At 36.7% G+C, this 16,173-nt stretch carries 11 protein-coding genes, 1 pseudogene and 1 other annotated feature; of the genes and pseudogenes, 3 read left to right on the forward strand and 9 right to left on the reverse strand.

What is annotated here, in order from left to right:
* Window positions 1-727 (forward strand): IS30 family transposase (locus ABE34_RS02745; RefSeq protein ID WP_197140227.1); only part of this gene is annotated, 727 nt, incomplete at its 5' end.
* 424 nt (window positions 728-1,151) lie between these two features.
* Here the strand turns inward: ABE34_RS02745 and ABE34_RS02750 are convergent.
* The 6 genes and pseudogenes from ABE34_RS02750 to ABE34_RS02775 form a co-directional block, all read right to left on the reverse strand.
* On the reverse strand, window positions 1,152-1,667 hold the full coding sequence (locus tag ABE34_RS02750; protein WP_197140309.1) for a hypothetical protein: 516 nt from the start codon (window positions 1,665-1,667) through the stop codon (window positions 1,152-1,154).
* Between the two features lie 161 nt (window positions 1,668-1,828).
* Window positions 1,829-2,266 (reverse strand): GNAT family N-acetyltransferase, encoded by a 438-nt coding sequence (locus tag ABE34_RS02755; protein ID WP_197140310.1) that lies wholly within the window; start codon window positions 2,264-2,266, stop codon window positions 1,829-1,831.
* 184 nt (window positions 2,267-2,450) lie between these two features.
* Window positions 2,451-5,540, reverse strand: a pseudogene (gene ileS / locus ABE34_RS02760) (isoleucine--tRNA ligase).
* A 59-nt stretch (window positions 5,541-5,599) separates the two neighbouring features.
* Window positions 5,600-5,839, reverse strand: a binding site (T-box leader).
* An 81-nt stretch (window positions 5,840-5,920) separates the two neighbouring features.
* Window positions 5,921-6,772 (reverse strand): DUF2785 domain-containing protein, encoded by an 852-nt coding sequence (locus ABE34_RS02765; RefSeq protein ID WP_241747176.1) that lies wholly within the window; start codon window positions 6,770-6,772, stop codon window positions 5,921-5,923.
* A 26-nt stretch (window positions 6,773-6,798) separates the two neighbouring features.
* Complete coding sequence (locus ABE34_RS02770) at window positions 6,799-7,455, reverse strand: hypothetical protein (protein ID WP_346655515.1); 657 nt, start codon at window positions 7,453-7,455, stop codon at window positions 6,799-6,801.
* A gap of 153 nt (window positions 7,456-7,608) precedes the next feature.
* Window positions 7,609-8,052, reverse strand: a complete 444-nt coding sequence (locus ABE34_RS02775; protein WP_197140311.1) for an Lrp/AsnC family transcriptional regulator — start codon at window positions 8,050-8,052, stop codon at window positions 7,609-7,611.
* Window positions 8,053-8,193: 141 nt separating this feature from the next.
* Here ABE34_RS02775 and ABE34_RS02780 point away from each other — a divergent pair, with 141 nt between their 5' ends.
* Window positions 8,194-8,778: a DJ-1/PfpI family protein gene (locus tag ABE34_RS02780; RefSeq protein ID WP_197140313.1), complete on the forward strand. Its 585-nt coding sequence runs from the start codon at window positions 8,194-8,196 to the stop codon at window positions 8,776-8,778.
* A 49-nt stretch (window positions 8,779-8,827) separates the two neighbouring features.
* Here the strand turns inward: ABE34_RS02780 and ABE34_RS02785 are convergent, their stop codons facing one another.
* Window positions 8,828-9,679: a LysR family transcriptional regulator gene (locus ABE34_RS02785; RefSeq protein WP_197140314.1), complete on the reverse strand. Its 852-nt coding sequence runs from the start codon at window positions 9,677-9,679 to the stop codon at window positions 8,828-8,830.
* A 156-nt stretch (window positions 9,680-9,835) separates the two neighbouring features.
* Between ABE34_RS02785 and ABE34_RS02790 the strand changes: the two genes are divergently transcribed.
* Entirely contained in the window at window positions 9,836-10,978 is a 1,143-nt protein-coding gene (locus tag ABE34_RS02790; protein WP_197140315.1) for an MFS transporter, read from the forward strand.
* 648 nt (window positions 10,979-11,626) lie between these two features.
* Here ABE34_RS02790 and ABE34_RS02795 read toward each other — a convergent pair.
* Together ABE34_RS02795 and acnA are read right to left on the reverse strand one after the other, a co-directional pair.
* Complete coding sequence (locus ABE34_RS02795) at window positions 11,627-13,063, reverse strand: YcdB/YcdC domain-containing protein (RefSeq protein WP_241747177.1); 1,437 nt, start codon at window positions 13,061-13,063, stop codon at window positions 11,627-11,629.
* Window positions 13,064-13,101: 38 nt separating this feature from the next.
* Complete coding sequence (gene acnA / locus ABE34_RS02800; RefSeq protein ID WP_197140316.1) at window positions 13,102-15,807, reverse strand: aconitate hydratase AcnA; 2,706 nt, start codon at window positions 15,805-15,807, stop codon at window positions 13,102-13,104.
* Window positions 15,808-16,173 lie beyond the last annotated feature (366 nt).

Below are 16,173 nucleotides of genomic sequence, written 5' to 3' on the forward strand. Positions count from 1 at the left end.
TACGCCTGAAGTAAAAGAAGCTGTTCAAGAAAAGTTGTGGGATACTTGGTCGCCTGAACAAATTGTCGGTCGCATGTATCAAGGACAGCTAAGTTTTAAAACTATCTATCGCTGGATTTACGATGGACTTTTAGAAGTGCCTGCCACCGTTCTCCGTCAAAAAGGAAAGCGCCAAAAACCCCGTGAAACAAGGGGAAGATTTAACATTGGTACACCAATTTCTAAACGCCCAAAAGAAGTACGTAAACGTGAAACCTTTGGACATTGGGAATTAGATACAGTTGTATCTGGACGTGGGAAAGCAAAAGGTTGTGTAGCAACATTTATTGAGCGAATGACACGATGGTATGTTGGCTTTTTGATACCAGATCGCTCAGCTCAATCAATGGAAAGAGCAGTACGCCTACTTCATACTAAATTACCAAAAGACACTATAAAAACAGCCACAACAGACCGAGGTAAAGAATTTAGCTGCTATAAAGTGTTAGAAAAAGACTTGAAAATTGATGTTTATTTTGCGGATGCCTATTCTTCTTGGCAGCGTGGAAGTAACGAAAATGGAAATGGATTACTTCGCGAATTCTTCCCTAAGCAAACAAATTTCGATGAAGTATCACCAGAAGAACTAACAGAAGCATTAAACTATATCAACAATCGACCAAGAAAATGTCTTGGTTGGAAAACTGCAAACGAGGCATTTAATGAGCAACTGTTGCACTTAATTTGACAAACTATCATTTAGATATAATCTATCAGTAGCCGGATGAATGTACGGGTGCGATTGATATTATCCCTTTGGTTGTTGTAAACAGTTTTCATTACGTCACTATTCACATTAAAGTGGAATAATAGAAACCATCTTAATCGTCCATTGTCGCATTTCATACGAACCATTTCTTTATCATTATTCATATCAATCACTTTGTATAATTTACCTCTTGTTAATTCATCAGAGTATACACCTGAAGTACGACAAATCAAATTCTTGTTTTTCATAAAACCTCCAAATTTAGCGAAAATGGAATTTAAATCTCACAATTAGTATTACTACGATTAACCAACCTACTTCATTAGTACAATAAGAAAAAAGAGCTACATATATACTCTTCAATCTTTTATTAATGCCTCCGTTAGTTTCATAGGCCTTTTGATTAATGATCCCACTTAGTAATTGCATAAAGTATTTCTTTTGGGTTAGGGTCGTGTTCTAAATATCCTCCATAACGGGAAACGAGAACACCATAGCTAAAATCTTGACTAATAATCCATATATCATCATGATCGATAAGTTCCCATAAAATGCCAAAGTTCATTAATACCCATTTTCCGTCAACAAGAAATATTGGACAATCATCTATCCCCAAAAACAAGTACACTAATTTATTTTCAAAATCAATTCCTTGTACATAATGAATAACCTCTTGTTGCCAACTAAATTCTTTTCTGAAATCACTGTATTTAATAGCAAAATCCACTTTATGTAATTCATAATTCCATTTCTCGTGAACTTTATTTAGTATTCTTTCTAATTGCGGAGACGTAATCAACTCACTTTTTTCTATAACAATTGAAATTTGTTTTGGAAATAAATTCATTAGATTAGTTCTTTGACTTTTTTGTTTGACAACTTTTATTTTTTGCTGCATTCGTCTTTTACGTTCATCCATAGTCTCACCTCTTTGTATTCGAGAACCCTTATAATACCATTAATTCAGCAATAAAAGGATCTGTCTTATCTAACTTCTCTGTGACGTTAGTCGAAAATGGAAAAGATGGGATCCCTGTGGAATCCCATCTTGAAGTGAAGCACCCTTATGAAATAAGTTAGTTATAACTGCAAACTCATAGTAACTGTCCTAATGCTAAATCCCAATTTTTCATACAGTTTAATTGCTTGATTCCCTGCAAATGCACTTAGACGGATTTCTGAATATCCATCTTGTTTTAAATGATCAATTCCTGCTCTCATTAACATTTTGGAAATACCATTCCCCCTAAATTCTTCTAGAACAAATAGTTCATAGATAAATCCATTCATCTTATCAGTAAATTGGTCTTTGCTAGCCCCTATAAGAATCCAGCCAATTAATTTATCATTTTCTTTTGCTATTAAATAATAACTTCCCTTTTCCAAAAGTGGTTTAACAAGTTGGTCGATTTTTTCTTTCGTAGGTTCTACTTCACCTAATGTGCCATCAAAAACAGCTTGTGGAGAAAGAGATAATACCTTTTTTAACTCAAAATCATTAGGTTTTCTAATATCCATTGATTGAATCAGTCCTTTTATCTCCTTTTAATCAGTTTAGCATAATACCCCAATATTTTTCCTCTAAAGGCTAATATTTACTTGAAATCTCCTTCTGAACATTTATTGCTTTTTTCTAGTGACTACTGAACAACTTCTGGGCTTACATGAGCATTTTACCGTCTACCTGAGCATTACAGATTTTTTACAACTTAAAATAAACAGAAACTTTTTCATCAAACATTTCAGCCTCTATATTTCGTTCACCATGATCGGCACTCACATAATGAATATCATGTAACAACACATTTGCCTTTAATAATGCTTCGTGCTGCTGGATAATCGTTTTTGCTTTGGCACTTCCAGCAATCGAAATCGATATATACTGCTCAACAGGAAGTTACCATTTTTTGCGTGTATCTTGGATTGTGCGAATTAGTTCCCTAATTTGCCCTTCCTCAAGTAAGCTTGTTGTCAGATGAACATTTAAAAGGACTCGACATGAACCATCTTCAGCTAAGATGTACTGTTCCTTTACAACGGATTCAGTTAATACGTGCTCTTTTAACAATGTTAGTTGTTCTCCATCAATCGTTAATGCAACTGAACCTGTTTGTTGTAATTTAGTTTTCTCCTCATCACTTAAATTCACTACATATTCTTTTACACTATTCACTTTTGCTCCAAATGCTGCACCTGCTGTTTTAAAATTAAGCTTATAATGAACCGTTTCATATGCAGAGAAATCATTTGTCCACAGGCATTCTTTTATGTTTAATTCATCTTTCACGAGCTCGCTATATGGTTGATAATCCATTAGCTCACCTTCAACTGAGACAATCATTTCACTTAAAGGTTGCTTCACTTTGATGCTTTGACTATTACGGATGCTGCGGCCTAATTCTACAATTGTTAAAATATTCGCCATCTCGTTTTCAAGCTTTGTATTCACGAGTGCTTCATTGAATGTTGGGTAATTTTGCAAATGAACGCTTTTTCCGCATAATTGTCGATATAAATCTTCTGCGATAAATGGCGTAAAAGGTGCTAGTAATTGGCAAATCGTCGTGAGTAACTCATACAGTGTACTGTAGGCACCTCGTTTATCCTCTGACAATCCGTTAGCCCAAAACCTTGCTCGTGAGCGACGGATATACCAGTTACTTAGCTCCTCTACAAGCTTACCAATTTCACGTGTTGCTTGTGTAAATTGATAATCGTCCATCGATTTTGTCACTAGCTGAATCGTATGATGTAACCTGGATAATATCCAATGATCTAGTTTTGTACGAGTACCCGTCTTATTAGCATCGTATTGGAAGCCATCTATTTCTGCATACAGCTGATAAAATTTGAACGTATTATCTAGTGTATCGACTAGCTTTGATTTCGCATCCATCACAATTTTCTTTGAAAAGCGTTTCGGATTCCAAGGAGAACTGTCGACTAAAAATGCCCATCTTAAAGCGTCTGCACCGTACTGCTGAATTAATTCTACTGGCTCTAATGCATTGCCTTTACTTTTCGACATCTTCTGTCCATGCTCATCTAAAACATGCCCTAAAGAAAGTACATTTTTATAAGGTGCTTTACCTGTAAATAAAGTCGATACGGCTAATAAACTATAGAAAAAGCCACGCGTCTGGTCGATACCTTCAATGACAACATCTGCAGGAAATTGATTGTTAAACGTATTGAAGTTTCCAAAAGGATAATGATGCTGAGCAAATGGCATCGAACCACTATCAAACCATACATCAATCACTTCAGGTGTGCGTTCCATGTCGCCACTACATATTGGACAAATACACACAACTTCATCAATATAAGACTTATGAAGCTCTATGTCTTGTAAAGTACTCTTTGATAACACTTTTAAGGCAGCAATACTATTTGGTGCCTCTTCATGACCACAATCCTTACAAACCCATACATTGAGTGGCGTTCCCCAATAGCGATTTCGACTAATATTCCAGTCCACTAAGTTTTCTAAAAAGTTTCCAAATCTACCGTGCTTAATATGATCGGGATACCAAGTTACTTGTTCATTATTTTGTAAAAGCTTATCTTTCAATGTAGACATGTTAATAAACCAACTGTCAGTTGCGTAATAAAGCAAAGGTGAATCACAGCGCCAGCAATGAGGATAGCTATGCTCATATTTTTCCTTATCAAACAGTAGCTCATCTTTAGCGAGCATTTTTATAATGTCGACATCACAATCTTTCACAAATTTTCCGAAAAGCTCTGGAACATCTTCTGTATAACAGCCTTTCAAATCAACAACATTGACAAATGATAGCCCATTTTGCTGAACCGTTTTATAATCATCCTCTCCATATGCAGGCGCGATATGAACAATTCCAGTTCCACTATGCTCTGTGACATAATCGGCCAGTACAACGACATGACCTTTATCAACGGTTACGTATGAAAAAGGTGGAATGTACGATACCCCTTCAAATTCATGCCCATTATGATCACTTAATATTTCAACAGATTCAGTAAAAACCTTTTCCACTAATGATTTTGCCAAGATATATACTTTATCATGCTGCTTCACTCGAACATACACGAGCTTAGGATTCATCGCCAAGGCAACATTGGCAGGTAATGTCCATGGTGTCGTTGTCCAGCCAAGAAAATATTCATCTTTGTCCTTCAGCTTAAACATTGCCGTTACAGATAAATCTTTGACATCTTTATAGCCTTGCGCAACCTCATGAGAGCTTAATGATGTTTGACAGCTAGGGCAATATGGCGAAACACAATGCCCCCTATATAAAAGTTTTTCCTTATGCACATGGCTTAAAATATTCCATACGGACTCAATGTAATCATTACTTAGTGTTAAATAGGGATCATCCATATCAATCCAATAACCGAGCTGCTCTGTAAAGGAGCGCCATTTCTTCTCATAAGTAAAGACACTTCCCTTACACTCTTGAATAAATTGTTCAACACCATATTTCTCAATTTCTTGCTTGCCAGAGATGCCTAGCTTTTTTTCCACACCTAACTCTACAGGCAAACCATGTGTATCCCAACCAGCTTTACGTTCAACTAAATAGCCTTGCATCGTTTTATAACGAGCTACTACATCTTTAATCGTTCTGCCAAATGCATGACCTACGTGTGGTAAACCATTTGCTGTTAGCGGTCCTTCATAAAATACAAAAGGCTGCTTTCCAACACGATTTGTCACGGATGTTGCAAACGTGCCTTCCTGCTCCCACAATGCTCGGATCCGTGTTTCTCGTTCAACCGTAGTTTCTTTCTTTTGTTCTGCTTGCATATTAGTTCCTCCTATACAATTAATTTTGTATAAAAGGCATACAAAAAACCCCGTCCCAAGTAAGGGACGGGGTTAACCGCGAATACCACCCTAATTCTATTGAAGCAACGTTCAATAGCACTCAGCAACGTACAATCATACGTGTTCTTTTTAACGGTAGACACCCGGATCAGCTTACTATGTTCAGCTAATCTTCTCAGAGAGGATCTTCATGTATCACTTGCACACCGACTTCCACCAATATGTCGGCTCTCTGTAGAACAAAATGAAACACTACTCTTTCTCATCAACGAATTTGTATGCTTTTATTGTCACTCATCTTAACAAACTAATTTTTTCCTGTCAATAATTTCAAAGCACTAATATTAATAGTAATTTCCCTATAATTCATTGAGACATGCTTCGATGCTTTTATGAAGAGTTGCGAACTTAGGCTTCCCATTTGTTTTAATATAAAAGCTTTTCACAAAGGATTTACAGTTAAAAACTAAAATTCTGTGATGCTGTACATCGAGCTGTTCTTTTTTAACTTTTAAAGTAGCAGGTAATTGTTGCAGCAACTTAATGATCTCATGCTCCTCTAAACCATGTTCAAGCATTGTGAAAATAGGTACTAAAATCCGTTCATCTTCATTGTGAATGAAAGCATAATTTTCTTGCAAAATGGCGTTCCATAATGCGTTTACTATTTCAATATAAGTAGCTCTATCTAACTTTGGATTTTTCACCAATTCATCGATTGCATCAGCCATATGGGCAACACTATGAGCCCACCCTTTCACCGGCACGTAGCCCCTTACATCCTTTTCTGCTGCTAAATAAGCTAGTACTTTATCTTTACAATCAGCGATTTTCTGTTGGGATAAAAAATCGTCTGTGCTATCTCTAAATAATATTAGCGCAATCAATAGCGACGTAAAAGTACGGGTAAAAACTAAATCTGATTCGCCTTCTTCAATACCCTTACATAATAAATTATTCAAACATTCCTCTAAAAGCTCCGTTAAAAGTGAATGCTTTAGTAAGTTTTTTTCATGGATCAATTCATAAAACGATCCATAAATTAAGTTATCTCGTAGTTCACTATCTAATGAACCGATATGTAGCATCATTGATTGTACGAGTTGAGTTTGGTCCTCTTGCTGCCAGCTTCTACCTCCACTATTTAATTCTCTGAGAATTTCTTTTAAGTCGTCTTCCTTTAATAAAGTTTCATTTTTTAACATACGCATTATTGCTCTCCTTTTCACGGTTGCTTTTATTCTGAATAATCAAAACTACTTTCGCTGTAAATGCCATCAAGCTTCCATCCCTTATTAAACCGTACGTAAGTAAACTCCTTCTGGTTTTTGTCCATTACAACAATCACCTTGCTTTTCCACGGGAAGGTTGCCGCACGCACCTTTCCATTTCTGACCTCATTAATTTGGTCGGACAAAGAAAGCAGAGTAGATGGCGTAACACTATTTTGTATCAAATATTGCGGACGGTCAGAGCTATCTTCAAATTCCTTCATTACTTGTTCATGAAAGGCAATTACTTTTTTGTTTGTATCATACATACAAATCCCAAGTGAACTAATGCATAAAACGATTAAGCTTCCCAATAATATGCCATGCTTTTTCTTTAACCCTATATAAAATTCCCATTTATATTCCTTTTTATATAAATAACAATATATACCTATACATATCGGCCAAATAAAAAGAAATTGCCATATTAACACCACCCAAAAGATATCACCAAAAGACATAAAATATCTAATCATATTGTGGTTTAAAAACCAAAAGGGTAAAGTCCAACGCCAAGCTAAATTTTCATGAGAGAGGCTTTTAAAATAGATAAGTATGAGTGGTGAAGATAGAATAAATGCTAACGCATTGTCCATTATTGCAATTATCAATGATTTATTCACTTCCCTGTACCTATTTTTCGAGAATTCAAATACTTACAATAATTGTACCTTATTCCAAATAAAAAAACAGCTAATAAAAAGCTAGACATTCTTGAAATTTTTGAATGTCTAGCCTTCTTATTTTAGAAGCATCTTTTTCTCGTTGTAGGAAGATTAGTCTAAATTTTCATCAGTAAAAGGCGCAATGACCGCTTTCTTTTTTGAAGAAAGCACAATATTTGTTGAAGGCGTACCATAAGGCATGGCGTCGTCAATAAACTGCTCTAATGTTTCTACTGAATTGGTTGCAATTTTTACAATATAACTGATTTCACCCGCTACACGATAGCATTCAAGGACATCGGGGTGTGCGTTACAAAAATCCGAAAGACTTTTACAATCTATCGATTTAAATAAAATAATGGCTTGTATGTCGCGATTGATCTTTTTTAAATTAACCCTAGCTCCGTAACCTTCAATAATCCCCTGCTCTTCCAGTTTTCTTACACGTTCAATAACAGCTGGAGAAGATAAATGAACCGTAGCTGCTAATTCTTTCATCGACATTTTTGCATTTCGTTGTAATTGCTGTAAAATTTCACGATCTATTTGATCCATAAGTATCCACCTTTTTTTATAAACTACATTTAATGAAATTCCTTTCATTATAAAGCAAATCTTCTAAATTACATTATACAGATTCTGTTATTGAATAGCATTATTCATTACAATTAAACGTATAAAGGAGGCATTACCTACATGAGAAAAATATTATTACTATTAGCAAATGGTTTTGAGGCTGTTGAAGCAAGTGTTTTTACAGATGTACTTGGCTGGAATAAATGGGAGGGTGACGGCACAACAGAGGTCGTGACTGTAGGATTACATCAGCAACTGCAATGTACATGGAATTTTAACGTAGCTCCTGAAAAGTTGCTACATGAAATATCAATAGAGGATTTTGATGCACTTGCGATTCCTGGAGGCTTTGAAGAGGCTGGATTTTATGAAGATGCTTTTAGCGAAAAGTTCCAGACGGTTGTTCGTCATTTCGATGAACACAAAAAACCGATTGCGACGATTTGTGTAGCTTCCCTCATTTTAGGTCATAGCGGAGTGCTGCATAATCGAAAAGCTACAACTTATAATCACCCAACAAGTAAACGAATAGCACAGCTGCAATCGTATGGTGCAGACATTGTCAACGAACGTATTGTTCGAACTGAACATATTATTACATCCTCCAATCCCGGCACTGCATTCGATGTTGCATTTAGCTTATTAGAAATGCTGACAACAGTGGAAAATACAAAAAAGGTAAAGGATTTAATGGGGTTTAATTAATTTAATGAAGCTGTCTCCACTAAACAACTAGGAGTCAGCTTCATTTTATTTAATTTGATATTAACTGATATAATTTAGATCCTAATTCTTTATGCTTTGTAACCAATGAAATCGTTCTCGATCTTCCAAAATTATTAATCGGTAAGGTAAAAAGTTGAAGATGGCCGATATTTTTAGCCATTAATTCTGGTACAATCGTAATCCCCATTCCAGAAGTTACTGCGCCAAAGACAAAATCCCCAAAGTTCACTTCACTAATGATATTCGGCGAGTAGCCAAGTGATTGTATTTGTTCAACTATATCCTTCCTTGAATCGCAAGGAGCTTGATGAACAATAAGCGGCTCCTCACACAGTTCTTCAAGTTCAACTGCTATTCTTGAATTAAAACGATGATTCAAAGGAAACACAGCATAATAAGATTCCGAAAACAACTCCCAATTCCACAAAGATTCTCCCGTATACTTTGCATCCACAAAGACTGCATCAAGTCTCCCTTTTTCTAAAGATTGTAACAGTTCATTTGAAGTATTTTGAATCATTAATGTTATAGGTCGACCAAGTTGCTTAAGTTCATCCATTTTGTTTGGCAAATAGTAAGTGGCTAAGCTAGGCAGACCACCGATGGCAATAGGATTGCTTTGACTAAATTGCTGCAATTCTTCACGAATGGCTGTTAATTCAGTCAAAACTGGTGTAATTCGAGTATAGAATCGATCGCCAGCTTCAGTTAATTCGATACCAATGGAAGTCCTATGAAATAATTCGATGCCAAGATTATTCTCTAAGTTTCGTATATGTTTACTTAGAGCAGGTTGGGAAAGATTCGTAATTTGAGCAGCTTTAGAAAAACTTTTTTGATTGGCAGCAGCAATAAAACTGTGTAACCATTCTACATTCATTGTTTCCCTCCATAGCCTATAACGATTTGTTATACCCTTATAAAATAGTGATTGTTCCATATCCTATGATTTTTAGTAACCTATTAAATATAGAAGGTGCTTCGATTATAACATAACGTTATAGTTTAGTATCTTTAATTTATGGAGGCTCAAAATATGAAAAATGTTTTATTATTAGCCTTAGGCATGTTTGCCTTGGGTTTTGATGCTTATGTGATTGCAGGACTTCTCCCGGGAATTAGCGATACGTTTCAAAAAAGCACATCACAAGTTGGTCAGGCCGTGAGCATTTTCACTTTATTTTACGCTATATCCGCGCCGTTATTTTCTTCTTTACTCGCCGGAAAACCTATTAAAAAAATCTTAATATGGTCAATGCTACTCTTTACAATAGCGAATAGCGTTACAGCTTTAGCTCCGACCTTTTCTATACTTCTACTATCGAGAGCAATTGCAGGGACTGGGGCTGGTTTATTTTCACCTTTAGCTGTAGCAGCTTCTACAAAGTTCATTTCAAGTGAAAAGAAAGGAAGAGCTCTAGGATTGACTATAGGAGGAATGAGTATGGGAACAGTGCTTGGCGTTCCTTTAGGTATATATATATCGAACGTATTTGATTGGAAAGTAACACTTTGGCTATTAGTGATAATCGGTGGCATTTCTGTTTTATGTATGATTATTTTTCTACCCGATTTTCCAACAACACCACCCCCTGCACTTAAGGAACGATTCAAAATGTTCCTAGATAAAAGAGTAACAATAACGGTATGTATAACATTTTTCGCCAGTGTTGCTAGTCTTGGATTGTATACATATCTATCTCCCCTTTTAGAAGAAATGACAAGCTCTAGTAATTTAACAATATACCTTTGGGCATGGGGATTTGGTGGCTTGGTTGGAAGTATAATGATTGGGTACATAATAGACTATTACGGTAGGCCAAAGATTTTAGTTTCAATCATTTTATTTTCTTTAACTTTAGCTATTATTTGTATACCATTAATGCTTAAATTACCTATATTAAGGTGCTTACCATTCTTTGTGTGGGGAGCAATGGGTTGGGCATGCCAGGCACCTCAACAACATATTTTACTTTCATATCAGCCGAATAACGGAAGTTCGGCAGTAGCATTAAACAGTTCTATAAATTATTTAGGTAGTGCAATAGGTGCAAGCTTAGGCGGGATCGTATTGTCATTACAGTTGGGAACAATAACATTGATTTATTTTGCAGTAATTTCTATGTCATTCTCGATTGGTTTACAGTTTTATAGTATGAAGAAGAAATTTTCCGTATAAATTAATTTAAAAACTGCGGCTCTAATCGTCTAGTTGATGATTTTATTCTGCACTTCGATGGTTAGAGTCGCAACTTTTGGGTTTTATATTTCATTTTGGTGAGATATCTCCGGCAGTTCGGGGTTATTCTTCATTCAATCGGAGCAATCTCTTGTTTTGAAGGTTCTTTCCGTCACTTTGACGATTCCTTCCGTCTCTTGGATGGTTCTTTCCGTCGCCCTGACAATTCTATCCGTCGCTTCGATAGTTCTTTCCGTCGCCCTGTTTTCTATCTGTCACTTCGACGGTTCTATCCGTCGCTCTGTCAATTCTATCCGTCACTTCGATATTTCTATCCGTCGCCCTGTTTTCTATCTGTCACTTCGATGGTTCTTTCCGTCGCTCTGACAATTCTATCCGTCGCTTTAACGTTTCTATCCATCATTTCGACAGTTCTATCCACGACTTCGATTAATTTCTAATCCGACCCTTTCATTTTGAAAGAAGTAGATAAAAAAACCGACTTCCCAGGAAATCGGATTTGTACCAAGTGCAACTGACTAGCTTTACGGATGCGAACAATAACTCTATTCCGCATTCATTTCACCACCTATAGTGATTGGAGACCTCCGTACTGTCGCTTTGCATCCATATAAAAAAAACAATTCACTAAACATTACTGACAATAATTTTGCCAGTAGTTGCGTCAATATACCGGATAGGTAACCTAGTTTGACGATCACACGCATGATAGACAAGTTGATAAGACTCTAATTCATCATCGTAATTTATATCCCAAGCCAATTGAAAATCGACATTTTCTAGAAATTGACGATACGCTTTTTCTAAAGATATAGCTGGTACTGTAGGCATTTGGCGAAGTTCATGCAAATCGAAATTCGGTCCTCTATAATAATCAATCAGACCAGTTGTACGATTAACAACGACGATCACCATATCCGCAATAGGTAACCCTTGATTATGGGCATGGAATATAAATGATTCTGATTCTCCTTCCTCCTCTTCCTCATCCCCTCGAGTTAATCGTTGAAGATAAGGATAGTAGTCAGGAATTACTTTTTGTAAAAAGTCTATTGCTTTTTCATAACATGCTTCTTGATTAAGCTGTAGATTTCCTAAGCGTTTATGCATCCATCCAAAGCTGTGTATTTTACCAGTTTTATTTGAAATAAAAGCTTTCACTGTATCTTCTGACTGCATTTTAAAGAAGCTGTTTATCGATAAATCTTTTTCTTGCATCACCCAACTCCGCTTACGCCAAACTATCCCTAGTTCTGGTCCTGTATCTACTTCTCGAATAAGCTCCAGTGCATCTGTTATACCAATGATTTCTTCATTTGTAAATTCATTGGTCATTAAGTTAGCTGGCAAAGGAGGAAGAGCAGCATAACTTTCAGGCTCATTTTCATCATGAAGTATCGTTAAAGTTGGTTCTAATGCATCTGCTTCAAAATTTAAAAATGAATGTACCTCATATACGAGATGAAGTTCATCTTTCTCCACATTGTAAACATCGCTTGATAATTTTGTTATCACTAGTTGTAACGCCAACGAATTCCGCACATATTCCATTAGATCTTCCTTCGAAACTAGCTTTGAAGGGATTTCAGGACTTGTCTTCACTCCATTGTATCTAAATCTAACAATATTCCCAAATTCATCAACATCGATAAAACAACCAGCTTGTGCTAATGGTACATCCATAACAAACTGTTCAAAATAAAAGCGCTCTACATGTGGCAGTCTTTTCATTTGAGAAAATGTTAAGTCTTTTAAAGCTTCTGGATAATGACTGAGTAAAAATTGTTCAGCACTTCTTCTTTTTTCTTCAATAGATAAAGAAGAAGCCTCTGAAACAGTATTATTCGTTTCAATTGATAAGTGTATGAGGTGACCGGTGCAATCTAACTCAACAGTCATACTTTCATCCTGTTCTTCAGTCACCCATGAGAACATCACTCTTCCGTCTTCAGAATATTCTTCTATGATTAGTTCATAGTGACTCGGTAACGGAACAATGGATAAAGCACATTTTTTCAGTTCATTTTTTTGCAAACCAATGCCTCCCCTTTTATGTATAGACAAAAACCGACCTCCTAAGAGATCGGTTTTTATTTAAATGATTATTGAGCAGCTTTTGCGCGAAGAACCATTTGTAGGATACCACCGTGACGGTAGTAGTCTACTTCTACTTCTGAGTCGAAACGAGCTAAAGCTTGGAAAGTTTTAACTGAACCGTCTTCAGATTTAGCAGTAACTGTTAAGATTTCACGTGGTTTCACGTTGTCAGTAATGTTAACTGAGATTTCTTCTTTACCAGTTAAGCCTAGAGTATCAGCAGATTCACCTGGCATGAATTGAAGTGGAAGAACACCCATCATTACTAGGTTAGAACGGTGGATACGCTCGTAAGATTGTGCGATAACTGTTTTGATACCAAGTAAGTTAGTACCTTTAGCAGCCCAGTCACGAGAAGAACCCATACCGTAGTCGTTACCAGCAAGTACTACTAAGCCAGTACCTTGCGCTTGGTATTTCATACATGCGTCATAGATGTACTCTACTTCACCTGTTGGCCAGTAAGTAGTGAAACCACCTTCTGTACCAGGAGCAACTTGGTTACGGATACGGATGTTTGCAAATGTACCACGCATCATAACTTCGTGGTTACCACGACGAGAACCGTATGAGTTGAAGTCACGGATTGCAACACCGTTTTCGATTAAATATTTACCTGCAGGTGTATCTTTACCGATTGCACCAGCTGGAGAAATATGGTCAGTTGTAATTGAGTCACCGAACTTCGCCATTACGCGTAAGCCTTCTAAGCCTTTAATAGCTTCTGGATCTTTTGCAAGACCTTGGAAGAATGGTGGGTTTTGGATGTAAGTTGATTTGTCATCAAATGTGTATAGAGACTCAGTTGATGTTTCAATTGCATTCCATTTTTCGTTCGCTGTGAATACAGTTTCGTATTCTTTTTGGAATAATTCACGGTTAACTACAGTACCTAATACTGCGTTAACTTCTTCAGTTGAAGGCCAGATATCAGCGAAGAATACTTCGTTGCCATCTTTGTCTTTACCGAATGAATCTTTTTGTAGGTCAACATCCACAGTACCAGCAAGTGCATAAGCAACAACAAGTGGTGGTGAAGCTAAGTAGTTAGCTTTTACAAGTGGGTGTACACGGCCTTCGAAGTTACGGTTACCAGAAAGAACTGAAGTTACGAATAAGTCGTTCTCTTTGATAGCGTCTTCGATTTCAGGTAGTAATGGACCTGAGTTACCGATACATGTTGTACAACCGTAACCTACAGTGTTGAAACCGATTTGGTCAAGGTAAGTTTGTAAACCTGAATCTTCAAGGTAACCAGTTACTACTTTTGAACCTGGTGCTAAAGAAGTTTTAACCCATTTAGGTACTGTTAGACCTTTTTCTACAGCTTTTTTCGCAACTAAGCCCGCAGCGATTAATACGTATGGGTTTGATGTATTTGTACAAGAAGTGATTGCAGCGATTGCTACAGCACCTGTTGGGATTTCTACATCACCTTCAGCGAATTTAGCTACAGAAGTTTTTGCGAATTCATCTTCAGTTAAACCGAAACCTTGTGTACCTTGTGGTGCCACTACTGCTTCTTTGTAACGAGTACGCATTTGAGATAGTGGAATTAAGTCTTGTGGACGTTTTGGACCAGAAAGGTTTGGTTCGATTTCAGCTAAGTTTACTTCTAATACGTCAGTGTAAACTGGCTCTAAAGTTGGATCGAAGAACATGTGGTTAGACTTTAAGTAAGATTCTACAACCGCGATGTGCTCTTCGTCACGACCAGTTAAACGCATGTAGTTTAATGATTCTTCGTCAATTGCGAAGAAACCACATGTAGCACCATATTCAGGAGCCATGTTAGAGATTGTCGCACGGTCAGCTAGTGGTAATTTAGTTACGCCAGGTCCGAAGAACTCAACGAACTTACCAACTACGCCACGTTGACGTAATACTTGAGTTACTTTTAATGCTAAGTCAGTAGCAGTAGTTCCGTTTGGAAGATCGCCAACTAATTTAACACCGATAACTTCTGGAATTGGGAAGTATGAAGGTTGACCAAGCATACCTGCTTCAGCTTCGATACCACCAACGCCCCATCCAAGAACGCCGATACCGTTGATCATTGTTGTATGTGAGTCAGTACCTACTACTGAATCAGGGAATGTTTCGAAAGTACCGTCAGCATTTTCGTTTACGTGTACAACTGGAGCTAAATACTCTAAGTTTACTTGGTGAACGATACCAGTTGCTGGTGGTACAGCACGGAAGTTATCATAAGCAGTTTGAGCCCATTTTAAGAAGTTATAACGCTCAGCGTTACGTTCGAATTCTAGGTCCATGTTTGCTGCTAATGCAGATGCATTACCATATTTGTCAACTTGTACTGAGTGGTCAATTACAAGGTCAACTGGAATAGCAGGGTTGATTTTGCTTGGGTCGCCACCCATTTCTTTCATTGCAGAACGTAGAGAAGCAAGGTCAACTACTACTGGTACACCAGTGAAATCTTGTAATACTACGCGAGAAGGTTTGAATGGAACTTCAGCTTCTGGATTTGCGCCGTTACCCCATTTTGCTAATTCGTTTACGTGTTCTTCTTTGATAACATATGCATCATATTGACGTAAAACTGATTCTAATAATACTTTGATTGAGTAAGGAAGGTTTGAAACTTTTGCAACGCCAGCTTTTTCAATCGCAGCTAAGTCATAGTAATTATAAGTTTTACCATTAACTTCGAATGATGCGCGGCTGTTGTGTAAATTACCTTGTGCCATTTGCGGATCCCCCTAAATATCTTTTTGAAAAGGCCTATATAAATTGTTAAAGCATCTTTTCTCCAATACCCATGATAGCTCATTTATATTCATAAGTAAATTACATTAATATTATCTTTTTCAATAAGCAATACTTATGACATTGATTTCTACCCTAATGTTTTTAATTTTTTGATGTGCATGATATGAAGGTTTCGCTAAAACGAAGTTTTTATACCTTTGTAATGAAGTGTATTTAAATGTATTTAACTGTGGTACAACTTGAGGTACAAACTGAGGTACGAGGAGTTTTTTATTAAAATTGTACCACAGCAAAATAAAGGTAAATCAAAACGCAAAATTTAAATTCTCGGACAGGAAAATTTA

The organism is Lysinibacillus sphaericus (assembly GCF_015844675.1).
In the GTDB taxonomy this organism is placed as follows: Bacteria; Bacillota; Bacilli; order Bacillales_A; family Planococcaceae; genus Lysinibacillus; species Lysinibacillus sphaericus_E.